Origin of the sequence: Cohnella terricola, from assembly GCF_007786475.1 — a bacterium.
Taxonomy (GTDB): Bacteria; Bacillota; Bacilli; order Paenibacillales; family Paenibacillaceae; genus Cohnella; species Cohnella terricola.
In genome coordinates, this window is the sequence record NZ_VNJJ01000005.1 from 356,691 (window position 1) to 382,603 (window position 25,913).

Genomic DNA, 25,913 nt, shown 5'->3' on the forward strand with positions numbered 1-25,913 from the left:
CCTTAATAATCCAGACTGGACGAGCCTTTTTGCTGCCGGTCGCGAACATTGGAGCGAATCATTGTGACGGTTACCATTTACGACGTAGCACGAGAAGCTGGCGTATCGATGGCGACGGTATCCCGTGTCGTCAATAACAACCCAAACGTGAAGCCGCAAACCCGCAAGAAAGTATACGAGGCGATCGAACGCCTGGGATACCGTCCTAATGCGGTGGCGCGCGGATTGGCAAGCAAGAAGACGACAACCGTAGGCGTCGTCATTCCCGATATCGCGAACTCGATCTTCGCGGAAGTAGCCAGAGGAATCGAAGATATCGCTAATATGTATCACTATAATATTATTCTTTGCAACGCTGACAAGCGTAAAGACAAGGAAATTCGCGTCATCAACACGCTTCTCGAGAAGCAGGTTGACGGCTTGCTGTTCATGGGCGGCACGGTAACTGACGAGCATATTCAAGCCTTCAAAACTTCTAATGTTCCGATCGTATTATGCGCAACGACCGACGAGAAGGCCTCGATTCCTTCCGTCGATATCGATCATGAAGGAGCGGCGTTCGACGCGGTATCGCGGCTGATCAAGGAAGGGCACAAGTCGATCGCGATGATTAGCGGAACGCTGCAGGATCCCGCGAACGGATACGCCCGTTATCAAGGCTATAAGCGGGCTTTGGAACAGGCTGGATTGCCGCAACGGGAAGAGTACGTGCGAGTCGGTAATTACAAATACGAGTCGGGGATCGAAGCGATGCAGTATTTCCTCGATTTGCCGGATCGCCCGACGGCGGTATTCTCTGCGACGGACGAAATGGCGATCGGAGCGATCCATTGCATTCAAGACGCGGGATTAAGTGTTCCCGAGGACGTTTCCGTCATCAGCGTAGACAACAGCCGAATCTCGTCGATGGTTCGTCCGCTCTTAACGACGGTCGCCCAACCGATGTATGATATCGGAGCGGTTTCGATGAGGTTGCTCACGAAACTGATGAAGAAAGAAACGGTGGACAACGCCAAAGTCACGCTTCCGCATGAACTGATTGTCCGGCGATCCGTTGCCGCGCCTAAGGGCAACTCATAGATAGCCAATGGAGGACCCCGGCTTGGCGATTATTCCGCCGAAGCGGGGTCTCTTTTATGGAAGAATGGCGCCAGAAAGGACGTACATACAGATGACCTATGGTACGATTGGCATTATCGGAGCCATGCAAGAGGAGATCGAATTGCTGCTGGCCAAGCTGGAAGAGCGATTAACGGAAAACCACGCGGGGATCATTTATCATCGGGGCGTTTTCCAAGGCAAAAAAGTCGTGCTTACCCGTTCCGGAGTAGGCAAAGTCAATGCGGCCGTCTGCACGCAAGTGCTGATCGATCGGTTTTGTGCCGACGTTATTCTATTTACCGGTGTAGCGGGAGCCGTGGATCCTCGCCTGAACATCGGGGATATCGTCATTTCTACGAGCAGCTTGCAGCACGACGTAGACGTCACCGCGCTCGGATTCGCGCGGGGAACGATTCCTTATCAGGAAGTATCCGAGTATCCAGCCGATGAAGCGCTGATTGCTTTGGCAGAGGAAGCCGGCCGCAAAGTGTTTCCGGATCGATGCCATAGAGGAAAAGTGTTGTCCGGGGATCAATTCGTCGCCGACAGGGCTGTCGTTAAAGGGCTATATGATGAATTCGGCGGAGCCTGCACGGAGATGGAAGGAGCGTCCGTCGCGCAGGTATGCTTCATGAACGGGATTCCGCACGTTGTTATCCGCTCCATGTCCGATAAAGCGGACGGTTCGGCGCACGTGAATTTTGCGGAGTTTACGGTCGAAGCGGCGAATCGTTCGTACGCGATCATTGAAGAGATGGTTAAGGCGCTATAAGATGATATCCGTATAGTGAAAAAATAGGACCGCAGCGGAGGTGTATGCCTCCGGCGGTCTTATTCTCTATTTCGGAACCCTTTAGCCGATATGCTGCATAGCAAGCTCCAGGTTCTTTTTGTTTTTCTCCGTAATTTCCGCCCTGCGAGGCATTGGGACCCAGGACGCGACATCGTCCAGCCAAGTCGTCGGAAGAGCAACGTCCGGCTTGGATTTTAAGGGAATGTTTGGCCAGGCCCGCGGCAACGGTCCTCCAAGCGGCACAGAATCGATGGAGGATAATAGAGGATCCTCATTCATCTCGAGCCAGAGCAGACTCCAAGCTCTCGGCACGACTCGCCAGTGATCGTACCCGCCTCCGCCGAGCGCGACCCATTTGCCATTCGTATAACGATGGGCAAGTTGATGGATCATTCGCGGCATTTCCCGGTAAATTCTCATGCTGCAATGGATATGGGCGAGCGGGTCGAGCGCATGGGCGTCACAGCCATGCTGGCTGACGATAATATCGGGCCGAAAAGCGAGTGCGGTGCGCTCGATCGCCTGACGGAAGCAATCCAGCCAGGAATCGTCTTCCGTATACGGCTCCATTGCAATGTTCAGGCAGGCTCCGTATCCGGACGAATCGCCACGTTCATGAGGAAAGCCGCTTCCCGGGAACAGAAACTTGCCCGTCTCGTGAATCGATAAAGTGAATACGTCCGGGTCGGTGTAGAAAAACCATTGCACGCCGTCTCCGTGGTGAACATCGGTATCGATATACAGTACCCTTGCCCGATATTTGCTGCGGATATAAGAAATCGCGGCGGCGGCGTCGTTGTATATGCAGAAACCGGAAGCACGATCGGGAAAAGCATGATGCAGACCTCCGGCCAAGTGCAGCGAATGCTCGAAGCGGCCGGACATCACGGCATCGGCAGCGGCAATCGAGCCGGCGGATAGAGCGACCGCGGCTTGGTGCATGCCGGGGAAATGCGGTGTGTCCCCGTCCGCTTCCAGGCCATATTGTGCCGCTATACTAAGCGCTTTCATATTCGGACTGTCGGCACTTAGCGCCTCGACCGCCTCGACATAATCGCTCCGATGGATCTCCCGAACGATTCGCTCCGCTTCCTCCAGAGAGAAGGGAGGGGCGGTCCGCGTTCGATCCAGCGCGTCGCTTTCTAGCAGAAGGTTCTCCGCGAGCTCCAGCCGAACGGGATGGAAGGGGTGATCATCGGAAAACCGGTAACGTCCGGAAGACGTATTATTGATCCATATCGTACTGGAAGCCAGAGGGGGTCGCCTGCCTTTCTAATACATAAAACGCTGTCTGAATCTGACGCGATCGAATTGTTCGACGGAGGACTGGGGAACGTCTTTGCCGATCCTGACCATCAGGCAGTTGGCGGGGTGCGCGCAAATCTCCGGGTCATCCGTCGCGAACCAGATCATGCCGACCGATTTCATCAGCCGTTCCATCATCTCGCGGTATTCCCACACATTTAAACCACTCGATTCCAAATCCCAGTGCCAATAATATTCGGTCGTAAATACGATCATATTCTCCAATTGGTCTTTCTCGAAGGCGGTCGAGATCAGGGCTTTGCCAAGGCCATAATTCCGGTAGTCGTCGGCGACCTCGATGGCTCCAAGCTCGACGAGGTCTACCATGCCGCCTTCCGACCAGCGTTCCATCTCGTCCGGGTAATGGAAAGTGACATAACCGACGATGACATCGCCGTCTATGGCGGCAATAATTCTGCCCTCGGGCAGCTCGGATATTTCGATCAAAGCCTGATGCTGTTCATGAGGCCTGCGGAAGGCATCCAACTTCGGATGCAGCGTAAGGCCGCGCAGCGTCTCGGGTAAGAGAGGGCCTTCTACGGCCAGGGACCGGCCATGCCGTTCGATCTTATTGCGAACGATCATTTTGATGTGCTCCACGCCGTTCCCCCTTTCATCGGTGTTTGAACTTCGTCCATTATAGCATCAACGCGTGCTCCTGGGGAGATTTGTTAGCGATGCTTCGGTAATATTGCCCCTCGGGTAAAGGAAAATATCCTTTCGGAAGATACCTAGCTAGGCAACACTATGTTATAATGTCATGCAGAGGAGAGGTGTTCTCCGAATCATGAAAGCGCATTCCCGCTCGGGTGCCTGCATTTCAATAGGAAGGTGATGGATAGTGTCATTGCAATCGGATGAAAAATTAGCCGTTACGGCGAAAGTATCCAACATGTCATCGTATGAAGAAGCGGTAAAGAGCTTTAACTGGTCGGATGTTGAAAAGCAATTTTCATGGTCCGAGACCGGCAAGGTAAACATGGCTTACGAAGCGATCGACCGCCACGTCGCCAGCGGCCGCGGCGGCAAAACCGCACTTCACTACAGTGACAACCATCGCGAAGAAAGCTACACCTTCGAAGATATGTCAAGGCAGTCCAATCGTTTTGCCAACGTGCTTCGCGGACTTGGCGTAGGCAAAGGGGACCGTGTGTTTATTTTTATGCCGCGGACGCCGGAGCTTTACTTCAGCCTGCTCGGAACGCTGAAAATGGGCGCGATCGTCGGACCTTTGTTCGAAGCGTTCATGGAAACGGCCGTAAGAGACCGTCTGCAAGACAGCGAAGCGGTCGCCTTGATCACAACGCCGGCTTTATTGTCCCGGGTTCCTAGAGCCGAACTGCCTAATTTGAAGCATATTATCGTGTTCGGAGAATCTGTTGAAGCCGGAGACGGAATCGTCGATTTCCGTGCGGCGATGGATACGGCTTCCGACGAGGCTGAAGTCACCTTCCTGGATCGGGAAGACGGACTTATTCTGCACTACACTTCCGGGTCGACCGGCAAGCCTAAAGGCGTGTTCCACGTTCAAAACGCGATGATCCAGCACTATCATACGGGCCGTGTCGTACTAGATTTGCGCGAAGATGACGTATACTGGTGTACGGCCGATCCAGGCTGGGTCACCGGCACGTCGTACGGAATATTCGCGCCATGGCTGAACGGCGTAACGAACGTCGTGCGCGGCGGACGATTCAGTCCGCAGGATTGGTATTCGACGATCGAGAAATATAAGATTACCGTTTGGTACAGCGCGCCAACGGCGTTCCGCATGCTGATGGGAGCGGGAGACGACGCCATTAAAGGATTCGATCTCTCCAGCCTGCGCCATGTGCTCAGTGTCGGAGAACCGTTGAACCCGGAAGTCGTGCGTTGGGGCAATCGCGTATACGGACAGCGCATTCACGATACTTGGTGGATGACGGAGACAGGCGGACAATTGATCTGCAACTATCCGAGTATGGAGATTAAGCCAGGTTCGATGGGCCGTCCCGTACCGGGCATCGAAGCTTCGATTATCGACGACCAAGGCAACGAGCTTCCGCCATACCGGATGGGCAACCTTGCCATTAAAACCCCATGGCCTTCGATGATGCGTAATGTATGGAACAACCCTACGAAGTACGCGGAATATTTTCACATCCCGGGCTGGTATGTATCCGGAGATTCTGCGTATAAGGACGAAGAAGGTTATTTCTGGTTCCAAGGACGTATCGACGACGTTATCAACACGTCGGGCGAACGCGTCGGGCCGTTCGAGGTCGAGAGCAAGCTGGTCGAGCATCCGGCCGTCGCGGAAGCGGGCGTCATCGGCAAGCCGGATCCCGTGCGCGGTGAGATCATTAAAGCGTTCATTTCCCTTCGCGAAGGATTCGAGCCTTCGGACGACCTGAAAGCGGACATCGCCAAGTTCGTAAAAGAAGGGCTGTCCGCGCACGCGTCCCCTCGCGAGATCGAGTTCAAAGACAAACTTCCGAAAACTCGCAGCGGCAAGATCATGCGTCGGGTACTGAAAGCTTGGGAGCTCAACCTGCCTACAGGCGACTTGTCCACAATCGAGGATTGAGTAAATATAATAGAAATGACGGCACAGGGGAGTCCTTGGCCGTCATTTCTTTTTGTTCACGGACCGTGCAACGGTCCCGCAGACCGTAACAGCCACCAAACCTCCGTTCATGGACTGTGTAACGGTCCCGCAGACCGTAACAGCCACCAAACCTCCGTCCACGGACCGTGCAACGGTCCCGCAGACCGTAACAGCCGCCAAACCTCCGTTCATGGACTGTGTAACGGTCCCGCAGACCGTAACAGCCACCAAACCTCCGTCCACGGACCCTGTAACGGTCCCGCAGACCGTAAGCCGCCAAACCTCCGTCCACGGACCACGTAACGGTCCCGCAGACCGTAACAGCCACCAAACCTCCGTTCACGGACCTTGTAACGGTCCCGCAGACCGTAACAGCCGCCAAACCTCCGTTCATGGACCATTTAACGGTCCCGCAGACCGTAACAGTTGCCAAACCTCCGTCCACGGACCATGTAACGGTCCCGCAGACCGTAACAGCCGCCAAACCTCCGTTCACGGACCGTGTAACGGTCCCGCAGACCGTAACAGCCGCCAAACCTCCGTTCATGGACCATGTAACGGTCCCGCAGACCGTAACAGCCACCAAACCTCCGTTCACGGACCTTGTAACGGTCCCGCAGACCGTAACAGTTGCCAAACCTCCGTTCATGGACCATGTAACGGTCCCGCAGACCGTAACAGTTGCAAACCTCCGTCCACGGACCATGTAACGGTCTCGCAGACCGTAACAGTCACCAAAACTCCGTTCACGGACTGTGCAACGGCCCCGCAGACCGTAACAGCCGCCAAATCACCGTTCTGGGGCCGTGCAACGGTCTGGCAGACCGTAACAGTCACCAAAACTCCGTTCACGGACTGTGCAACGGCCCCCCGCAGACCGTAACAGCCGCCAAATCACCGTTCTGGGGCCGTGCAACGGTCTCGCAGACCGTAACAGTCACCAAAACTCCGTTCACGGACAATTTAACGGTCCCGCAGACCGTAACAACCGTCAAACCTCCGTTCACGGACCATGTAACGGCCCCGCAGACCGTAACAGCCGCCAAACCTCCGTCCACTAGTGGGATAATCCCCCTTGCAATCAATTGATAAAACAAGAGGCTATCCCTTAGTCAAATGAAATGACTTGGGGATAGCCTCTTGTTTCGTAGCGGCGCTTAACCGCCGGATTTTACTTCGACTGCGGTCGTCGGAGAAGATTCACCTGCTGGACTGACCGCGGTTATCCGATACCATCCCGAGGACATCGGGGCGATATACTCGAAAGCTGTTGACTCCGTCGTCCCGAGCAGCTTGTATTTTTCGCCCTCGGACGAACTGTACCATACTTGATACTGGGTAACGCCTTCGCTTGCCGGATTGGCGTTCCAAGACAACGTTACGCCGATATCGGTGCCGCGTGCGCTAAGTCCGCTTGGAGCGGAAGGCCCGTTGCTCGTGTTTCCGCCATTCGGACGATCGGGCCCTTCCGTAGAGCCGCCGTTGCCATTACCGTTACCATTGCCATCCGGCAAGCCGGGCAGGCTCGGATCCACGATGATGCCGCCATCCGATGTCACTTTCTCGCTCGCGACGGACTCGTTGCCGGCCACGTCAACCGCAGTGACGAAATACGTATAGGATTGTTTGGAGCTAATATAGTTGACGAACTTGGCGTCGTCACCTGCAGGTACGGAAGCTTCGACCTTCTGGAACGGCCCTCCGTTAACGGACCGGTATAGTCGATAGCCGGCCACGTCTTGCTGCGGGGAAGGCGTGAACGTAATTCGCGCCAAGTTGTTAAGTGTTTCCACCGTGACATGTCCCGGTGGGCTCGGTGCGGCCCCGTCCTCGACGCGCGGATCGATCTTCGAAGGCGCGCTTTGGGCCGCGTCCGACGGCAGGTAATACGACAAAGCTTTCCGGTTTTGGGCGGCAACTTGTCCCAGCTTGGTCTTTAGTTCTTCCATTAACGTATCGAGCGGCGTCTCGCGGACGATCATGACGGATTCGCGCAACAGGTCCTCCGGCGTTTCGCTCTGAGGCAAGTAGTTTACTCCGTTATAAGAGATATACTTCACTCTCACGAGCGCATCGTCGGCTTCTTTCGGAACGAACTTACGATTGAAGATGTCGGTCACGAGCCTGCCCGCGGATCTGGTTAAGTCCGTCGGAAGCTTGCCGCTAACGCTGGATACGGTCATCGAAACGATGTCGCCGGGTTTCTCGAACGATTTGGTCGGGAACAGCTCCGGCTTCGCTTCAGTAACCTCGTTCATGATTTTGGCCCAGATCGAACGAGCACGACCATGGCTGTCGGAAGACAGCGTATGGATGACTTTCTCATAACCGGCCCATACACCGAGCGTGACGTCGGGAGTGAAGCCTTCGAACCAAACGTCGCTGTAATTTTGAGTCGTTCCCGTTTTACCTGCGATCGGGATCGATTTGTAATTTTTGAATTGCGACATAAGCGACGTAGCCGTACCGTTCGTCACGACCGTGCGCAGCATGTCGGTCATCAAATAGGCGGATTGTTCGGAGACGATTTGCTTTGGATCCGCCTCGTGCTTGAAGACGATCTGGTTTTTGCTGTCGCGGATTTCCTCGATCATATACGCGTCGTTGAACACGCCTTTGTTCGCGATCGCGGAGTACGCGTTCGTCAACTCTTCGACGGACGTTCCGTACTTCAATCCGCCAATAACGCCCGTTTGAGCCTCGTCGTCCTCTTTGACAAGCGTCGTGATGCCGAGGGAACGCACGAACTTCCACGATTCCTTGATTCCGACTTTGTCCAAGAAAATTTTCAAAGCAGGAATGTTGTAGGAACTGTTCAATGCTTGGCGAGCGGTCACCAGTCCCGAATAGCGGTTGTTGGAGTTTTTCGGGATATGGTAGCCGCCTCCGCCGTTCTTCAGAATAACCGGGGAATCGTCCAAAATGCTGGCCGGTTGGATCAAGCCCATTTCGATTGCCGGCAAATAAGCGGCGATCGGTTTCATGGCCGAGCCCGGCTGCCGGACCATCTGAGTCGCGAAGTTCATTTGCTCGATATGGAAATCGCGACCTTCGATCATTCCCAGAATGGCGCCCGTCTTGTGATTGATCATGACGGCAGCGATCTGCTCTACGCCTTTAACCTTATGATCCGGGGCGAAGTTGTCCGGATTTTCGGCGACTTGGTGCATCAGGTTGTACACTTTTTTATCGATCGTCGTTGTGATCTTGTAGCCGCCTCTCAGAAGCTGCCCGCGGGCGTCTTCGATCAGGGCGGAATTTTCTTTTTTCTTCAGATCTTCCTTTTTCAGTTCAGGATTCTGTTTAAGGACGAGCAATTCAGCAGCCTGGCGTTCGACTTCGAGCATTAGGTATGGATAAGTGTTGTACGCTTTTTCGCTCGGTTTGGCCAGGGAACGGTACAGATCGAAAGCGACCGCTTCGTTGTACTGGGCTTTCGTGATTTTGTTCTCGTCCAGCATGCGGCTGAGTACGAGTTTCTGTCTCGTGACTGCGCGTTTGAAGTTTTTCTCGTTGAATTCCCCTTTGCCGTTAAACGCGGAGTAGAGGGAAGGAAGCTGCGGCACGCCCGCTAAATACGCGGCTTGGGCAATGTTCAGCTGGTCGAGCTTCTCGATGCCGAATATGCCTTTGGCTGCGGCTTTGATTCCGAATACTTGATAGCCGTTGGAGCCATTGCCGTAAGGGACTTTGTTCAAGTAAGCCGTTAGGATTTCATCTTTGGTCAAGAACCTTTCCAGTCTCATTGACAGGAAAATTTCCTTGGCTTTCCGGCTGGAAGTTTGGTCCAGGTTCAAGAACACTCGTCTAGCCAACTGCTGCGTGATCGTACTGCCGCCGGTCTGCACGCTTTCGTTAAGCAACTGTTGCTTAACGGCGCGGAACAAACCGTTCGTGTCAACGCCGGGATGGGTGAAGAAATTTTTGTCCTCGATAGACACGACCGCGTCGATCATCACCTGCGGAATTTGATTGAAGGCGACCGGCCGGCGGTCTTCTTCCGATCGCAACTGCCCGATCGGCGCTCCGTCGTTGAAATAGACAAAGCCGGTTATCGCGTTCTCGTTAATTCTTTCTTCAATAAAGCTACGGTCCCGAATCGGATCGTCATGGACGAGCGACGCGACGTAGCCTGCTACCGCTCCAGCTGCGGCAAGTCCGGCCAGAACGCCGAATAAGATCAGCCAGAGTACGGTAAACCCCACGATCTTCCCAGTGGTCTTGAAGCCTTCGCCCTTGCGCTTCGGCTCGGAAGGGGGTTGTTTAGTAGTCGTCATTTAGAAATCCTCCTTCAACAAACAGAACTATTATAGCACATTTACCCATCGTTTGACTTCCTCCTGAAGGGAAGGGAAATAGACGCAAAAAAGCCGAGCAGAGGTGGACCTCTGACTCGGCCTTATGACGATATCGTGTGTTACAGAGCCGGAGGCGTGAACGTCCGGGTCGCGAATTCCGCATCCATCATGAAGAAAGCGTTGCTGTCCTTTTCGATGCGTTTCAGTTTGTTGATAATCGTGTCGAACATCGACTCTTCCTCGACTTGTTCGTCGATGAACCATTTCAGGAATTGAATCGTCGCGTGTTCCCGATCGTTCAGAGCAAGGTCGGAGAGATGATAGATTCTCCGCGTGACTTCCTGCTCATGTTTGTAGGCATGCTCGTAGGCGTCCAGCACCGATGAATATTCGTTGATCGGAGTGTCCATCCCGGATAAAGTCGCGCGAAGTCCGCGATCGTTTAAGTACTTATAGATTTTCATCGCGTGGAATTTTTCTTCCTCCGCTTGAACCATGAAGAAATTGGCGAATCCGTCCAAGCTCTCGCCTGAGCAGTAAGCGGCGACCGCCAAGTATACGTGCGCGGAATAGAGCTCATAGTTCAATTGGTCGTTTAATGCTTTGCTTAGGGTTTCGTTGATCATTGTCACCAATCGCTCCTTCTGGAAATCTTCGGATCTACCCGAATTGTACCATAAACCGACTGGTTATCCTATTCGGAGCTTTAATTTGTCGAATAATGCTTCGGGAGTGGGGGCCGCGATCATTTCCGTTTTGCCAATCAGGGCCACGCATTGTCGCGTGCAAGCCTTGCAGACGCCTATGCAGTCTTTTTTCTTCCTCTTGATCTCCGGATATTCGATTTTAAGCGATTTATATACCGACTTGGACCCGTGCTTGAAATTTCTGCAGCAGAATTTGATTTTTTTCATGCGTAACCGACTTTCGTAGAAAAATTCAAATCTACTTAAATGATATTAATTCTCATTATCATTGTCAATACCGGAAACGAGCAAAAAAAACCACTCCAGCAAGTGGAGTGGTTGTTGCCGATTGCAATTAGCGGCTATAGAATTCGACGATTTGCTTCTCGTCGATCTCTTGCGACAGCTCTCCGCGATCCGGAAGACGAGTAAACTTGCCTTCCATAGCGTTAGCATTGAAGTCCAGGTAGCCAGGAATATGATGGCGTCCTTCCAATGCTTCTTTGATCGATTTCAGGGAACGGCTGCGTTCGCGAAGGCCGATTACGTCGCCGATTTGTACGATGTAGGAAGCGATGTCGACTTTTTTGCCGTTAACCGTTACGTGACCGTGGGATACGAGTTGGCGGGAACCGTAACGCGTGTTCGCAAAGCCAAGACGGTATACCAGGTTGTCGAGACGGCTTTCGAGCAAGAACATGAAGTTCTCACCGGCAATACCTTGTTGCTTCGACGCGCGATCGAACAAGTTGCGGAATTGCTTCTCGTTCAAACCGTACATGTGACGAAGCTTTTGTTTTTCAAGCAATTGTTTACCATACTCGCTCACTTTGCGACGTTGGTTAGCTCCGTGCTGTCCTGGAGGGAAAGCACGCTTTAAATCTTTACCGTTGCCGCTCAGGGAAATGCCCAGACGGCGGCTCAACTTGAACTTAGGACCTGTATATCTTGCCATGTGTGTGAAAGCTCCTTTTTCAAAATAAAATGTTCTGAAAATGGGTTCCGTTGCGCGAATTCTCCATAACCGATAATCGGTTCCAACAGGGTAGTTCAGCCGCTGCCCGTTGGTGGATCGTTCGAGAGGGTGTCACAAATGCTAAGCCCAGTATTCAACAAGATATATTATAAGAAACCTGCCGCAATTGTCAAGTTGTTTCAGGCAATCGGAGTCTGAAGACAAAGAAATTCATGACCATTCTTTAAGGCTAAAGACTTATATGAAGCTAGTGCAAAAATCACTGTTTCATTGTATAGTTAAAAGAAAGAGACACGCGGGGGACGGAGGTGTCGGGCATGGTCGGCAAGAGAAAACAACAATTGAATCACGATGGGCAAGATGGTTTCGAGCATCCGTCCCGCACCCGTCAGCAATTGCCTCAGTGGTTGCAGAAACAGGAATTAACCGAAGCGGATATGCCGTATACACATGAGATGATGGCGGAAAGTTACCGAATATGGCTGGAGGAAGCGGAACACTTTCCGTGGCTCGGAGGGCAGATTGTGTTGCTGCATCCGGACGGCACGAACGTGTCCGCGGGAGCCGAGCCTGAAGAAGGCGCGTTGGAGCTTCCTTCCTGGAGTATAGAGAATATCGGCCCCACTGCCGCCAGCACTGCGCTTGAGACTTGTCGTCCGACGATGACGAGAGCCGAAGATCACCGATTGCCCGCGTTGAAAAGCTACGACTCGATCGCTGTGCCGATCTTTACGCGGACAACCGGATTTCCGTGCGGGATCGCGGCTTGCCTATTGCCTGCGGGCACGGCGAATGCGGGGGACTTGAAGCTGCTGCAAGCGGCGGCGCTGCATCTTCGGAGTTGCATCTACCGAGACTTCGAGAATTTGTTCGTCGAAGGGCTGCTTCGAGAGCGCAAGCTCTCGAATAAGGAAGAGCAGCGCCGGAGCATTCTGTTCGACGTAATGCGCAGGCTGAACGATCATATTGACGTGGAGAACGTGCTGTCCGAAGTGCTGTTCAGCCTCGAGGAGTTATATCCGGTCTGCAAGGCCGATTTATTCCTTTCTCAGGACTACAGCAGTCCGAATGAGAAGGTCAAGCCGCTCGCTTTTCATCTTCATGATATGGAACTATGCAAAGCCGCGTTCTTGGACGGGCAATTACGCGAAGAAATGATTGGAGACCATCAACGGCTCGCGCTTCCGCTGTCGGGCAAACAGGGCGTCTACGGAGTGCTGCGGTTGGATATGCCGGAAGGCAAATTCGACGAAGCAGACATCGACTTCCTGAAGATGCTTGCCGGCACTGCCGGCGCAGCGTTCGAGAAAGCCAAGCTTCACGAGCAAGCCAACGTGCTCGTTGGAGAATTGCGCTTGATTAACGAATTGACGCAGAGGCTGAACAGGAGCTTGCACCTCACGGAGACGATGCAGTTCGCTACGGCCGAGTTGCTTCAAATATTCAAATCCGATTTCTGTTGCGTGTTGCAATACGATGCCTCGACGCAGAATTTCAAAGTGATGTCCGCCAACGTGCCGGAGATGATCGGAGAGGCGTACTCGAAAGATTACGGCTTTTGCGGAGTGACATGGTCGACGAAGGAACCAATCATTTTGTCGGATTACTGCTCCGCGACGCCCGTAACTTCGAAATTAATGGAAGTGACATCGTCCCGTTCATTGCTTGCCGCTCCATTGCTGTTAAACGGAGAAGTGATTGGAGCCGTCATGATTACGAAGAGGGAACCGAATCATTTCTCTTACGATAATTATAAGTTATTGCAGGTGTTATCGGCGCATCTCGGGCTCGCCATCTCCAATGCGACATTACACGCCGAGATGCGGAGAATGGTGATTACCGACAAGCTGACGGGATTATATGCCCGTCATTACTTGAACGAGCGAATCGGTCGAAACCAACTGAGGGACAGCTCGGGGTCGCTGATCGTCGTAGATATCGATCACTTTAAGAAAATCAACGATACGTTCGGGCATCAAGTCGGCGACGACATTCTGATTCAGGTCAGCGGCATTATTCGAACCTCGATTCGCGACAGCGATATCGCCGCCCGTTGGGGCGGAGAGGAATTGGCCATCTATTTGCCGCTGCTGAGCCTGGAGCAGACGCGGCGAGTCGCCGAGCGGATCAGGCAGAGAGTGGAGAGCGAGACGGGTCCGCAAGTTACCGTTTCCTGCGGGATATCGGAGTGGCATGTCGCGGACGACAAGATCAGCGTGGAAACGTTGTTCTATAAAGCCGATATGGCGCTATATGAAGCGAAACACCACGGACGGAATTGCATCGTTATCGGATAATCACCCTAATGAAAGAAGCTTGCGCGAAGCGACGACTTTGCGTAAGCTTCTTTGCTTTATGAATATACAGGGCAAAAGGGGAGACGATACGAAACGAAAGGATGATGACGATGCAAACCATAATGAGAAAAGCTGTCGCGATTACGGGAACGATGGTCATGCTGTTCGGCTTGTCGGGGTGCTTGGGAGCGTCTATCCGCGTACCTGCGGACCAAGCATTCGCGCTGTCCGCTTCCGCTCTCTCGGGAAGCGACAACTATGCGTTTACCGGCGAAATGGCCGTTATCAATCCTGGAGGAAAGGTAGGAAGCAGGGCGTCTTACGAAGGTGAAGTCAGCGATCACGGCAATCTGAAGGTCCAGTGGAAAAACCTGAGCACGACGTCCGAGTCCACCGCCAGAACGAATCGGATCGATTATCGTCCATTGCAAATTTTGGAAACTATTAACGGTCAGACCGCAACGATCTCTTATTCCGAGAAACCGATCGCATCGCAGCCGGTCAGCCTGCAGATTCAATTAGACGAGAAAACGGCGAAAGAACGGATCTCAAGCGGACTTAAGAAAGAAATGGCGCTTGTGAGGGCCGATAGCGTCCTTGTCGGGCGTCACCCCGAACGGAGCGAGGAAATACTGACTGCCGCGGACAAACGCTTGGAAAGGATGCTGTCGACCTTAAAAGCGACCACGGTCGTCCATTGGAAAGCGAATCCGAAAAACTGGTTTCCGTATCAGATGAAGGAGGAAACCGTGCTTTCGTACGAATGGCAAGGAAAGCCTTATCAAGAGAAACGGACAGCCGAAACGAATTTCCTTGTTCGTAACCAAGGTGGTACAATAAAATAGACATTAAAGCAATAGGGTGAAGGAGAGTTTTTTATCATGCGGGATCCACGTATTCAGAAATTAGCCGCGAATCTTGCCGGGTATTCGGTAAAAGTCAAACCGGGCGATAATGTGTTGATCGAAATGATCGGTTCCGAAAGGGAATTGTTGAAAAGCCTGATCGAGGAAGTCGCCAAACTCGGCGGAAATCCGTTCGTCGAGATCGAGGACCGCGCTGTGCTTCGAACGCTGCTTATGAACGCTAACGAGGAGCAATTGAAAACTTGGGCCGAATATGATCTGGAAAGAATGAAACGCATGGACGCTTATATCGGAATTCGCGCCGGAGAGAACATGAACGAGCTTGCCGACGTTCCCGGGGATGTGATGAAGCAGTATGACCGGATTCATAGGCACCCCGTTCACATGGAGCAGCGGGTAAAGAAAACGAAATGGGTCATCTTGCGTTATCCGAACGGTTCAATGGCGCAATCCGCGAGCATGAGCACGGAAGCTTTCGAAGATTTTTATTTCGACGTATGCAATCTGGATTACGCCAAGATGGATCGGGCGATGGATCCGCTTCACGAGCTCATGAACCGCACCGACGAAGTACGCATCGTCGGGCCGGGAACCGATCTAACCTTCTCGATCAAAGGGATCGGGGCTCAGAAATGTTCCGGTGAGCGCAATATTCCGGACGGTGAAGTCTATTCTTGCCCGGTGCGCGATTCCGTGAACGGAACGATCTCTTACAATACGCCGAGCGTATATAACGGGTTTACTTACGAGAACATCAAGTTCAGGTTCGAGAACGGCAAGATCGTCGAAGCGACGGCAAACGATACCGACCGCATCAACGCCCTGCTGGACAGTGACGAAGGAGCCCGCTTTATTGGCGAGTTCAGTCTTGGCTTTAATCCATATATTTTACACCCTATGAAAGATACGCTTTTCGACGAGAAGATCGCGGGCAGTCTGCATTTTACGCCGGGACAAGCTTACGAAGTGACAGACAACGGCAATCGGTCTTCGATCCACTGGGACCTGGTGCTGATCCAAAGACCCGAATACGGCGGCGGAGAAGTGTATTTCGATGGCAAATTGATTCGCAAAGACGGTTTGTTCGTCATTCCAGAACTGGAAGGCCTTAACCCGGAATCTTTGAAATAATGGTTTACCCCCTTGCGTGAATTTGGGGGAACAAGGTATGATGTGGAAGAGATTGATATGCCTAAATTTAGGAGGGTATCCTATGTCGAACAATGCGGCAATCGTAGAGTTATCCCAAACCGCGAACAAATTCCGTTCTTCGATCGTACTTCAAGCAGAGAATAAGTATATTGACGTCAAAAGCATTCTCGGCCTGTTCACGACGCTCGTAGGGAACCTTTCTTACGAACTTCACGTCCATGGACCGGATGCAGAAGAAGCGAAGAAAGAATTGGGAGCCGTTTTCGCCAAGCATAACTTGAACGTTTCCGTTGTTGAATAATTCCGGCCATCCGGAATCATGAACGGTTACGAAGAACATCCCGTCCGCCCGGACGGGATGTTTTTGCATGAAACTGTGCCTGGTTCGCGGAAAGTTTAGGGAAAGAGATGGCTTGATCTTGTGCTTCCGGCCAATATCGTCTAATATAAAAGTGATAGCTTGAAACGGTACGCGAGCGAGTCTGCATAACGAATGGCATAGTCGCTTATGATTGGGAGCATGGGCACAGGGGGAGTGGGAATGGCAGCATCGGATACCACAATCGGTCTTAACGAGAAAGCGATCAGGCTTCTTCAGGAAGACGCCGGTAAAATCGAGAAATTGATCGCGATTCAGATGGAGAACCTAACGACCCGCAAATGCCCTTTATACGAAGAAGTCCTGGATACCCAGATGTACGGCTTCTCAAGGGCAGTCGATTTCGCGGTGCGCACGGGCCTGGTAGAGGAAGATGCAGGCAAGAAGCTGATCAGCCAGTTGGAACGCAATCTGGCGATTTTATACGAAGCCTTGGAAAAAAAAGAGTAGCGCCTGAATAGGCTGCTGCTCTTTTTTTATGGCACACCGCTACACGTAGTAGAACGATACGCCTAGAATCACGTATACGATCAAAAGCAGCATTCCCTCGAACCAGGTGGTCGCTCCGTCTCTGGAAATCGACGTCGCGATAAAAACCGATACCCCGATGGCAGCCAGTTCGATCGTGGTGAAGATCAGGTTCATGCCGTTGCCGAACATCAGGCTCACGAACACGAGGACGGGGGCGACGAAGAGGGCGATCTGCAGGCTGCTGCCGACGGCGATCTCGACGGCTGCGCCGATCTTGTTCTTCAATGCGAGCATCACCGCGGCGCTGTGTTCGGCGGCGTTCCCGATGATGGCGACGACGAAAGCCCCGATGAACAATTCGGATAAACCGAAGCGGGCAGAGAACGTATCCAGAGTATGAACAAGCCATTCACTAATGAATGCGACCATGAGGGTGGCGATGACGAGCACGACGACCGACATCCCTTTGGTCCAGCCCGGGCTTTCGCCATGATCGGCTTTCGTATCTACGTGATCTTCGAGCAGATCTTTATGGGTGAACATGGAATACATCATCCATCCGGCATAAGCCAGAATGAGAAAAGCTGCCACGGCAATGCTGATCTTCATCGTGTCATGTTCCGAGATATGCTCGGTTTTGACGAATATAGCGGGTATAAACAGCGCGATAATTCCAAGCAGCATGAGAGAGGCGTTCTGGCCGGCCAGGTGGACGTTAAACTTCTGCTCCTTGAACTTTAATCCCCCGACGAGCGCGCTGGCCCCGAGTACGAGGAGCAGGTTTCCGATGATCGCGCCGGTTAAGCTTGCTTTAACGATGTCGAACAAACCTTCCTTGATCAGGAAAATCGCAATGATCAGCTCGGCGGCATTGCCGAACGTCGCGTTGAGAAACCCGCCCAGTCTCTGCCCTGCGTAGTGGGCGACCGATTCGGTCGCTTTGCCGAGCAGTCCGGCCGCGAACAGGATAGCTAGACCGGCGGAGACGAACTCCGCTTCGGCTCCCCAATGCATGTAGTGAGACAAAGCGCTAAGGATAAAGGTCGCAATCAGCAGCGGATAAAACGATTTTTTCAGCAAGCGGGCATCTCTCCGTTAAGCAGTCGGAATTGAGTTAATTGGTATTTATTACTATACCCAAATCACCCTCAATAGTAAACGGGTACGCTTCTTGACGGAGAAATCCGGACAAAGCCGGCCGCGGTTGATTATGGGCCGATCTTCCATTACAATAAAAGCATCACAGGTTCGGGAGAGTGGGCCGCTATGACGGAAGAACAACAAGGTTTAATACGAATTTCCGACGACGTCGTCGCTACGATTGCCGGATTAGCGGCGTTGGAGACGCCCGGGATTGCAGCGATGTCCGGAGGAATTTCCGAAGGATTGGCTAAGAGATTAAGCGGACGCAACGCGCAGAAGGGCGTATCCGTCGAAGTCGGGCAAGTAGAGGCGGCAATCGATCTGAGAATCGTCGTCCAATATGGCATTCCCATTCAAGAAGTCGGACGCAGATTGCAAGAAAACGTCCGGGAAGCGGTCGAGAATATGACCGGCCTTAACGTCGTGGAAGTTAATGTCAAAGTCGAAGGCGTTGCCTTCAAGGACGAAGAGACGGAAGATACTAATGGCAACCGAGTTAAGTAACTTCATATCCGTACTACAACAAAACCGCGATCGGGCCGAATTCGGACCGTTCGCGGTTTTATTTATCCATGCGATTTGCGGTTAATAGGTGCGGAGGGCTTTCCTACCCGGTTATACTCTCTTGAGATGCTGAGCAGGATACCCATGCCCGTCAACAAAGTCAGCATCGAGGAGCCGCCGTAGCTGATGAACGGCAAAGTCACCCCGGTGATCGGAATCGCTCCGCTAACGCCCCCCATATTAATAAGCGCTTGAATCGCGATGAGGGAGACAAGGCCGATGCCGACCAGCGTTCCGTATATGTCCGGACAACGAAGCGATACGATCAGCGCTCTCCATAGAAAAACGATATAGAACAAAATAAATATCGTCGTTCCGATAAACCCGAGTTCTTCTCCGATAACGGCAAAAATGAAGTCGTTATATGCGTACGGCAGATAGAACAATTTCTGGACGCTGTTGCCTAGGCCAGCTCCCGTCAATCCGCCATGCCCAAGCGCTTCCAAGGACCGGATCAGGTGATAGGTAGTGCCTTGTTGATCAGCCATCGGATCCAGGAAAGCCGTAAAGCGATCGCCGCGGAATCCAAAGCCGGCGCCGGGGTTGAGTAAGAAGTAAAAGCTTGTCCCTAGCGCGGCCAAGCCGAGCAATACGGCCGACGAAAGCATAATATGCTTGAGATTCGAGCCTCCGGCGATGATGATGGCAGAAGCACACATCACAAGTATGGCGCAGGAACCGAAGTCGGGCTGCAGCATAATCAGAAAGGCGAAAAATCCGACGACGATCATAACGGGAAGAAGACCTCGTTTGAAATCGCGAAACTTCTCGTCCTTTTTGGCGATAATCGCGGCCAAATACAAAATGATCGCGAGCTTGGCGAACTCAGTCGGTTGAATGCCGAACGTTCCGACGCCAAGCCAGCTTTTGGCGCCGTTCCTCGTTTCCCCGATAATGGGGACAAGGAAGAGCAAGACGAGCGTACCAATAAAGAACAATAGGAACAGCTTCTTATACTTCTGAAAATGGATGTTCATCATGATTAGCATGATAAACGTTCCTAGCCCGACCCACAGCAACTGACGCTTCAAGAAGTAGAGGGCGTCGTTGTTGTAGCCGGGCTTGGAGACGGCCATGCTTGAGCTGGCGCTGAACACCATGACAAGACCAAAACCCACGAGCAGAAGCGTCAGAATCAGCAACAGAAAATCCGGCGTACCTCGCTGACCGCTCTCCGGAGCTTTCATTCTTGTTTCCTCCGTGCCGCTGCTAGGAAAGCAGCTTTTTCAAATCCTGCGTGCGCTGCGAAGCGGCGTTCAGAATCGGCTCGGGAATCGGCGATTCGTAATCCAGTCCATGCGGGAATGTAGCCCGTCCAATATAGACAGCCTCCACTTCGAGAATGGCATCCGGATTCTCGAGCTTGCCTTCAACGGCTCTGGTCGAGACGCGCAGGTAGTAATCTTGTCCGCTGGTGCGGTCGTGCAGTTTAAGATCGTATGTAGCGCGGCGATATTCCCATTGCCAACGGACGAAGCCCAACTTGTCTCCGGATTCGTCCAAATGACCGAGATCGCTGCGCATTCCGTTTAATCCTGTATTTTCGAGTAACATGATAATCCTCCTCGTGCTAACGTCTACGGTTTGCCTTTATTATAACAAGCGGCTTTCTTTTCCATGATAGTCGGTTTGAGAACCTTCTGCAAGCCTGCATGCGATCCTAACTTCGAACGTTCGTTGACAATTAATGACTGTTCGCGGCAGGAAGGTTACTTGACGAGGGGCTTTCTGTTACAATAGTACAAATTAACGGTTTTCGGAAAGGGGTCGTCGCCTTGTCGGTACGGGAACAAACGCTGCATTCTCTATACGGGAATATGGTTGAATGGCGCCGCCATCTTCATCGGCATCCTGAACTTTCTTTCCTTGAATATCGGACATCGGCCATGATCGCCGACCTGCTTGAGGAATGGGGGCTGGAAGTGCGCCGCGGGGTCGCGGGAACGGGAGTCGTCGCGAAGCTGACTGGCGGAATGCCGGGGCGCGCGATCGCCCTTCGGGCCGATATCGACGCGCTTCCGATTCACGACGCCAAAGATTGCTCCTATCGCTCTTCCGTGCCCGGAGTCATGCACGCCTGCGGACACGACGGCCATACGGCGCAACTGCTAGCCGTTGCACGGTATTACAGCTTGCACCGGGAGGAAACGGCCGGTACGCGCGTTTTTCTATTTCAGCCCGGAGAAGAAGTATTGCCGGGAGGCGCGATCCGGATGATCGAAGACGGAGCGCTTGACGGAGTGGACGCCATTTACGGCGTTCACCTTTGGTCCCCTCTGCCGTACGGCATGGCAGCGACAAGGCCCGGCCCGTTCATGGCGACCCCGGATGAGTTCGAGATCCAGATTTCGGGCCGCGGAGGACATGGAGGATTGCCTCATGAGAGCATGGACGCTCTGGTAACGGGAGCCTCCTTAGTCGTGGCATTGCAGACGATCGTTTCCCGGAACGTGAACCCGCTCGATTCGGCCGTGCTTTCCATCGGCCAGTTTGCCTCGGGAACGGCCAATAACGTTATTGCGGAAAGCTGTCGGCTTAGCGGGACGGTTCGTTCCTTCAACAAGGAAATGCGCGACGTCGTACGCAGGCGAATGGAGGAAATGGTCAGGCATACGTGCGAGATGTATGGGTGCGGGTACGAATTCCGTTATTTCGAAGGTTATCCGACGGTCGTGAACGATGAGCGCGAGGCGCAAAGGGTGCTGCGAATCATCGCAGAACAGTTGCCGGAGACAGCTGCCGGACCTTGCGAGCGTATTATGGCAGGAGAAGATTTCTCCTATTACTTGGAGCGGAAGCCGGGCTGTTTCTTTTTCGTAGGCGCGGGCAACGCGGAGGGAACTTCTGCTCCCCACCATCATCCTGCTTTCGATCTGGACGAACGGGCGATGCTTCACGCCGCGCGGCTTCTGATCGCCATTGCGGACGATTCGGCTGCGGATAAAGGTTAATCGTCGTTCCGTATGAGACTTTCCTGTTTCGGTCATTCTAGATGAGGAATGATTACGAAGCCGGAGTTGCGCTGGATATGCGCGTCCGGAAGATCAGGAGGTCAATAACAATGAGGAAAATCGCCGATATCATGTCGTCGGACTGCATTACCGTCTCCCGGAAGGACAACATCCAACAAACGGCCAGGTTGATGAGGGATAACGACATCGGGTTTATCCCGGTCGTCGAGGGCCGGAATCTGATCGGTGTCGTTACCGACCGCGATTTGGTCATACGCGGTTATGCCAACGATCGCCAGGGCACCGCTTCGATCGAAGATGTGTTTACGGAAGGCGTGCGAACCGTATCGCCGGACATGTCTGTCGACGAAGCGGCGAATATTATGGCTTCCGAGCAGATCAGAAGGTTGCCCGTGGTGCAGAACGGAATACTCGAAGGCATCGTTTCTCTGGGGGATATGGCCGTTCGCGAAATCTTCGTGAATGAAGCCGGAGAAGCGTTGAGCGATATTTCCGAGAACGGCATTCAAGGTTCATCATACGCCCACTGAATAAGCTATTGCGGTCCTCGTCCGGATGTCCCGGACGGGGCCTTTTTGCATTTATAACTAAGAGAAGATTCCGACGGGATGCATGAACGGTCGCGTAAAGAGGGAACGCTGTAGTAGCAAGGAGGAATGAATGATGAATAGCGCATCGTCGTTGTGGGTGCAATCGGACGGCACGCTTATGCTTAACGAAGCGCATCCCGACTTTGAGCAGGCGCGCGATTTTCTAAGGGTAATCGCCGTGCTGCATAAACGTCCCGGTTCATGGCACACGTACCGCTTGACTTCGGTATCGCTATGGAATGCTGCCGCCGCAGGTTGGTATTCCGGAGGCGTCATCAATCGGCTGTCCGAGCTGTCAGGTGACTCGCTACCATTCGCGGTAGAGAACGAGATTCGCTCGCTGATGGACCGTTATGGGCAAATTCGGCTTTTGAACGATAGAGAACGTCTCGTGCTCGAGACTGCAACACCGGAAATGATGGATCAAATTCGGCGACGAGAACCGATTGCTTCGTGTTTCGATGGCACCCCGTCGGAGACGAGCGTAACGATTCGCTCCGGTTCCCGCGGATGGATAAAGAGAGAGCTTGCCAACTGCGGGTTCCCAGTCAAGGACGAGGCGGGCTTTCACAGAGGACAAGCGTTGGACGTTTCGCTGCGGGAACTGACCGCCGAAGGCTATCCGATCATGCTGAGAGATTATCAGAAGGAAGCAGTCGACGCATTGCTGAGAGAACCCGCCGTCGACGGAGGGAGCGGTGTCGTCGTGCTGCCGTGCGGCGCAGGCAAAACTTGGGTCGGAATGGCTGCGCTGGTGCGATTGCGCTGCGAGACGCTCATTCTCACACCTAACGGAGTGTCGGTCTCTCAATGGATTTCCGAGCTGCTCAAAAATACAAACCTCACGGACAACGAAGTAGGCGAATACACGGGACAGGCCAAAAACGTAAAGCCGGTCACGGTCGCCACTTATCAAGTTCTCACCCATCGGCGTTCCAAGGGGGAGGAGTACCCGCATATGCAATTGTTCGTGAACCGGGACTGGGGGCTCATCGTATACGACGAAGTCCACTTGCTGCCGGCGCCGGTCTTTCGAATGACCGCCGACATTCAAGCGACTAGGAGGTTGGGACTCACCGCTACCCTCGTTCGGGAGGACGGCCGGGAAGAGGATGCGTTCGCGCTCATCGGACCGAAACGATACGAGATGCCATGGAAAACGATGGAGAGCAAAGGATGGATTGCGAAAGCGGACTGTACGGAAGTTCGGGTCCCGCTTGATTCCGCAACCGCCCTGAAGTACTTCTCCGCGACGAAAAGCGCCCGCAATCGGATCGCGGGGGAAAATCCGCGCAAGGCGGAAGTGGTAAGAGCGTTGCTGAGTCGTCATCAAGGCGCGCCGACGATCGTGATCGGGCAATACTTGGATCAGTTGCATGGGCTGGCAAAGGAACTGTCACTGCCATTAATCACCGGAGAAATGCCGCTTCGCAACAGGAAACAGATGTTTGATCGGTTCAAGTGCGGGGAGATCGACGTTCTTCTCGTATCGAAAGTGGCTAATTTCGCTGTCGATCTTCCGGATGCCTCAGTGGCTATTCAGGTATCCGGAAGCTACGGTTCGAGACAAGAAGAAGCGCAAAGGTTGGGCAGAATATTGCGTCCCAAAAAAGACGGGATCACCGCGAAGTTTTATTCCCTTGTAAGCGAGGGGACGGACGAAGTTGAATTTTCCCGCAACCGGGGGCGCTTTTTGCTTGAACAGGGTTATCCTTATGCGGTGGATCGATGGAAGATGGCAGAACTTACGGGAACGGAGGGGGAGGGGAAAAGGTGAATGTCAATCAATCGGTGGAGCGGCTTTCCGATTCAGTCAGGAAGTTGATCGCCGCGGATCCGACGGTATCGGCTCGTATCAGCCGTGGAGAAGTTCTTCCTGACATCCTTAGCAGCGCGGAATGGGCCGAGGATTGGAAGCGGCAATGCCGCGATTTCGCTCAAATCGAGGTTCTGAAAGGCATACTCGTCCGTTATGGAGCGCAGCCGTTCGAATTGGAAAGCTTAAGCCGGTCTCTGGAAGAGGCGTCCGACCTTGCGGGCGCGGATATCCGAGTTGCCGTCGCCAAGCTGCGCCGGAGCGGCGTTCTTTACGCCGTGCGCAAGGCTTGGGGAGATCGGCTGATCTATTTGCCGGAAGACGGCGTCGCCTTGTGGCAGCCTCATCTGTTCCCTGCGGAATACGTCCCACTTGCCGAGAGCGACAGTCGGGGAGTCGTGAGAAAGACCCGAAACTTCAGACTTCCATTGGCACTGGAAATGCTGTCTGCGTGGCAGGAAATCGAAAGGCGGCCGATCGAACGAACGGCCAAAGGATCGATTCATCGCGCGGACATGCAGCGTTTGATTGCGCATATGAGGTTAACGCCCGAAGAGCTTGCGTGTCTGCCATTATCCTATCCCGATCGGGACCAGTTGCCGCCGCAGGCCGCCTTGGCGCTAGACCTCGGACTTTGCTGCGGCGTGCTGTGCCCGTTTCCAGACGTGATAGGAATCTCGAAAAGCGGTTTGGAAGCTTGGTTGTCATTATCATTGGACGAAGCGGACATCCGGCTTCAGGAGTTGATCATGACCCGGTATTGTTCAGCCGAACCGGCACTTCATCTCGCCTTGTCGAGTATGCTTTCCCTAAAGACGAATGTTTGGCATCTAGAAGGGCTGCCCTCTTCCAATCAAGGAGATATCGAAACAAGGTGCAAGAGCATTGCGTTGCTGGAGTCTTTCGGATGGCTTGAACGCGGAGATTGGCAAGGCAGTCCCGTATTCCGTAGAAAATCGGTCATTGTCCGGGAGGTGGAGCATGGATCACCATTTTTGATCGTGCAGCCCGACGGGGAAATTCTCGCTCCGCCGGAAATCGGCATGAGAACGAGATGGACGTTATCGCAAATCTCGGAGAATGTGACCGCGGACGCCGTATTCATCTATCGGCTGACCAAGCGCGCTTGCGAGAACGCCTATCGATTGGGCTACACGTTGCAATCCGCAGTCCGATTTCTGGAGCGGGAATCGCGAAAGCCATTGCCGGAGCCGGTGCTCGGAGCGTTGGAAGATTGGTTCTCAGCGCTCGGGCGAACGAGACTCACCGAGGTGACGCTGTTGCGGACGGAAAGCATCGATATCGCCGAAGCTCTCCTACGCGATCCTGAGTTGAGGGCTCATCTCGTCGAGCAGGTTGGAGACAAAGATTTTATTATCGACGCTTCTTCCTATAAGCGAGTAAGCGGATTGCTTCGCAAAGCCGGATACCCTCCATTGGAGACCAAACGGATCGCCGTAGCCGAGAATAGCTCGGAAAAACTTTCAGATGACGAAAATAAGGGATGGATTCGCAAGCTCAACGTCGTTTCCGTATTCGAGTCCGATCGAACGCTGCCCGTAACGGAAGATTTGTTTCCGGGACTTGACGACATTCCCGCCGCGTGGGTAACGCGGCCGAGGAGATATCATCATTCTACGAGCAAAGAAATTGTTCGGCGCGCGATCGAATGGAAAGCGCAGTTGCATCTGGAACATGAAGGGAAATCGCGTTTGTTCATCCCAACGGAAATGTTGGGCGAAGGCCCGGACTGGACGGTTAAGGGACGATGGCGATCCTCGCCCGGCGACGGGAAAGCGCGTCTCGAGAACGTGATAGCGACCGTAGGCGCGACAGAAATCGCCGAGATCATGATCGCGCTTCCTCAAGTAGAGGAACTTGAAACCGATTGACCGCAGATGAGTCTGATGTGTTATG

General features: G+C 53.3%; 25 protein-coding genes. 13 read left to right on the forward strand and 12 right to left on the reverse strand.

Annotated features, from left to right (window positions below):
* Positions 1-63: 63 nt before the first annotated feature.
* The gene (gene ccpA / locus FPZ45_RS11650) at positions 64-1,080 is read left to right on the forward strand and encodes a catabolite control protein A (protein WP_144701430.1); all 1,017 of its coding nucleotides are present in this window, start codon (positions 64-66) and stop codon (positions 1,078-1,080) included.
* A gap of 91 nt (positions 1,081-1,171) precedes the next feature.
* Complete coding sequence (locus FPZ45_RS11655) at positions 1,172-1,873, forward strand: 5'-methylthioadenosine/adenosylhomocysteine nucleosidase (protein WP_144701638.1); 702 nt, start codon at positions 1,172-1,174, stop codon at positions 1,871-1,873.
* Positions 1,874-1,954: 81 nt separating this feature from the next.
* On the opposite strand, the gene FPZ45_RS11660 is transcribed toward FPZ45_RS11655, so the two are convergent.
* Both FPZ45_RS11660 and FPZ45_RS11665 read right to left on the reverse strand, forming a co-directional pair.
* A complete protein-coding gene (locus FPZ45_RS11660) occupies positions 1,955-3,148 on the reverse strand; it encodes an acetoin utilization protein AcuC (protein ID WP_144701432.1) in 1,194 nt (397 codons plus the stop codon).
* An 18-nt stretch (positions 3,149-3,166) separates the two neighbouring features.
* The gene (locus FPZ45_RS11665; protein WP_144701641.1) at positions 3,167-3,784 is read right to left on the reverse strand and encodes a GNAT family N-acetyltransferase; all 618 of its coding nucleotides are present in this window, start codon (positions 3,782-3,784) and stop codon (positions 3,167-3,169) included.
* 307 nt (positions 3,785-4,091) lie between these two features.
* Here FPZ45_RS11665 and acsA point away from each other — a divergent pair, with 307 nt between their 5' ends.
* On the forward strand, positions 4,092-5,765 hold the full coding sequence (gene acsA / locus FPZ45_RS11670) for an acetate--CoA ligase (RefSeq protein WP_246120425.1): 1,674 nt from the start codon (positions 4,092-4,094) through the stop codon (positions 5,763-5,765).
* Here acsA and FPZ45_RS11675 read toward each other — a convergent pair.
* The 7 genes from FPZ45_RS11675 to rpsD all read right to left on the reverse strand — a co-directional run bounded on the left by FPZ45_RS11675 (position 5,734) and on the right by rpsD (position 11,725).
* Positions 5,734-6,435, reverse strand: a complete 702-nt coding sequence (locus tag FPZ45_RS11675; protein WP_144701436.1) for a hypothetical protein — start codon at positions 6,433-6,435, stop codon at positions 5,734-5,736. The genes acsA and FPZ45_RS11675 overlap by 32 nt on opposite strands.
* Positions 6,432-6,638, reverse strand: a complete 207-nt coding sequence (locus FPZ45_RS11680) for a hypothetical protein (RefSeq protein WP_144701438.1) — start codon at positions 6,636-6,638, stop codon at positions 6,432-6,434. Before FPZ45_RS11680 ends, FPZ45_RS11675 begins: the two co-directional genes overlap by 4 nt.
* Positions 6,635-6,844 carry a hypothetical protein gene (locus FPZ45_RS11685; RefSeq protein WP_144701440.1) on the reverse strand — a complete coding sequence of 70 codons (210 nt, stop codon included), beginning with the start codon at positions 6,842-6,844 and terminating at the stop codon, positions 6,635-6,637. The genes FPZ45_RS11680 and FPZ45_RS11685 overlap by 4 nt, the downstream gene beginning before the upstream one ends.
* Positions 6,845-6,943: 99 nt before the next feature.
* Entirely contained in the window at positions 6,944-10,063 is a 3,120-nt protein-coding gene (locus FPZ45_RS11690) for a penicillin-binding protein 1A (protein ID WP_144701442.1), read from the reverse strand.
* A 140-nt stretch (positions 10,064-10,203) separates the two neighbouring features.
* A complete protein-coding gene (locus tag FPZ45_RS11695) occupies positions 10,204-10,710 on the reverse strand; it encodes a ferritin (RefSeq protein WP_186438350.1) in 507 nt (168 codons plus the stop codon).
* Positions 10,711-10,773: 63 nt separating this feature from the next.
* Entirely contained in the window at positions 10,774-10,998 is a 225-nt protein-coding gene (locus FPZ45_RS11700) for a DUF1450 domain-containing protein (RefSeq protein WP_144701444.1), read from the reverse strand.
* Positions 10,999-11,125: 127 nt separating this feature from the next.
* Positions 11,126-11,725, reverse strand: a complete 600-nt coding sequence (gene rpsD, locus FPZ45_RS11705; protein WP_144701446.1) for a 30S ribosomal protein S4 — start codon at positions 11,723-11,725, stop codon at positions 11,126-11,128.
* 338 nt (positions 11,726-12,063) lie between these two features.
* On the opposite strand from rpsD, the gene FPZ45_RS11710 reads away from it, so the two are divergent.
* The 5 genes from FPZ45_RS11710 (at position 12,064) to FPZ45_RS11730 (ending at position 16,890) form a co-directional block, all read left to right on the forward strand.
* Positions 12,064-14,043 carry a sensor domain-containing diguanylate cyclase gene (locus tag FPZ45_RS11710; RefSeq protein ID WP_144701448.1) on the forward strand — a complete coding sequence of 660 codons (1,980 nt, stop codon included), beginning with the start codon at positions 12,064-12,066 and terminating at the stop codon, positions 14,041-14,043.
* Between the two features lie 110 nt (positions 14,044-14,153).
* Positions 14,154-14,888, forward strand: coding sequence for a hypothetical protein (locus FPZ45_RS11715; RefSeq protein WP_144701450.1), 735 nt, complete (start codon positions 14,154-14,156; stop codon positions 14,886-14,888).
* Between the two features lie 36 nt (positions 14,889-14,924).
* Entirely contained in the window at positions 14,925-16,040 is a 1,116-nt protein-coding gene (locus FPZ45_RS11720; protein ID WP_144701452.1) for an aminopeptidase, read from the forward strand.
* Positions 16,041-16,122: 82 nt separating this feature from the next.
* Entirely contained in the window at positions 16,123-16,362 is a 240-nt protein-coding gene (locus tag FPZ45_RS11725; RefSeq protein ID WP_144701454.1) for an HPr family phosphocarrier protein, read from the forward strand.
* 240 nt (positions 16,363-16,602) lie between these two features.
* Positions 16,603-16,890 (forward strand): Fpa/YlaN family protein, encoded by a 288-nt coding sequence (locus FPZ45_RS11730; RefSeq protein WP_144701456.1) that lies wholly within the window; start codon positions 16,603-16,605, stop codon positions 16,888-16,890.
* A gap of 39 nt (positions 16,891-16,929) precedes the next feature.
* On the opposite strand, the gene cax is transcribed toward FPZ45_RS11730, so the two are convergent.
* On the reverse strand, positions 16,930-17,988 hold the full coding sequence (gene cax / locus FPZ45_RS11735) for a calcium/proton exchanger (RefSeq protein WP_144701647.1): 1,059 nt from the start codon (positions 17,986-17,988) through the stop codon (positions 16,930-16,932).
* Positions 17,989-18,177: 189 nt separating this feature from the next.
* On the opposite strand from cax, the gene FPZ45_RS11740 reads away from it, so the two are divergent.
* The gene (locus tag FPZ45_RS11740; RefSeq protein WP_144701458.1) at positions 18,178-18,558 is read left to right on the forward strand and encodes an Asp23/Gls24 family envelope stress response protein; all 381 of its coding nucleotides are present in this window, start codon (positions 18,178-18,180) and stop codon (positions 18,556-18,558) included.
* A gap of 62 nt (positions 18,559-18,620) precedes the next feature.
* Here the strand turns inward: FPZ45_RS11740 and ftsW are convergent, their stop codons facing one another.
* Both ftsW and FPZ45_RS11750 read right to left on the reverse strand, forming a co-directional pair.
* Positions 18,621-19,805 carry a putative lipid II flippase FtsW gene (gene ftsW, locus FPZ45_RS11745; RefSeq protein ID WP_144701460.1) on the reverse strand — a complete coding sequence of 395 codons (1,185 nt, stop codon included), beginning with the start codon at positions 19,803-19,805 and terminating at the stop codon, positions 18,621-18,623.
* 22 nt (positions 19,806-19,827) lie between these two features.
* Positions 19,828-20,172, reverse strand: a complete 345-nt coding sequence (locus tag FPZ45_RS11750) for a YugN family protein (RefSeq protein ID WP_144701462.1) — start codon at positions 20,170-20,172, stop codon at positions 19,828-19,830.
* Positions 20,173-20,435: 263 nt separating this feature from the next.
* Between FPZ45_RS11750 and FPZ45_RS11755 the strand changes: the two genes are divergently transcribed.
* The 4 genes from FPZ45_RS11755 (at position 20,436) to FPZ45_RS11770 (ending at position 25,888) form a co-directional block, all read left to right on the forward strand.
* Positions 20,436-21,569, forward strand: a complete 1,134-nt coding sequence (locus FPZ45_RS11755; RefSeq protein WP_186438358.1) for a M20 metallopeptidase family protein — start codon at positions 20,436-20,438, stop codon at positions 21,567-21,569.
* Positions 21,570-21,679: 110 nt separating this feature from the next.
* Entirely contained in the window at positions 21,680-22,120 is a 441-nt protein-coding gene (locus tag FPZ45_RS11760; protein ID WP_144701467.1) for a CBS domain-containing protein, read from the forward strand.
* A gap of 133 nt (positions 22,121-22,253) precedes the next feature.
* On the forward strand, positions 22,254-23,957 hold the full coding sequence (locus tag FPZ45_RS11765) for a DNA repair helicase XPB (protein WP_144701650.1): 1,704 nt from the start codon (positions 22,254-22,256) through the stop codon (positions 23,955-23,957).
* Positions 23,954-25,888, forward strand: coding sequence for a helicase-associated domain-containing protein (locus tag FPZ45_RS11770; protein ID WP_186438351.1), 1,935 nt, complete (start codon positions 23,954-23,956; stop codon positions 25,886-25,888). Before FPZ45_RS11765 ends, FPZ45_RS11770 begins: the two co-directional genes overlap by 4 nt.
* Positions 25,889-25,913 lie beyond the last annotated feature (25 nt).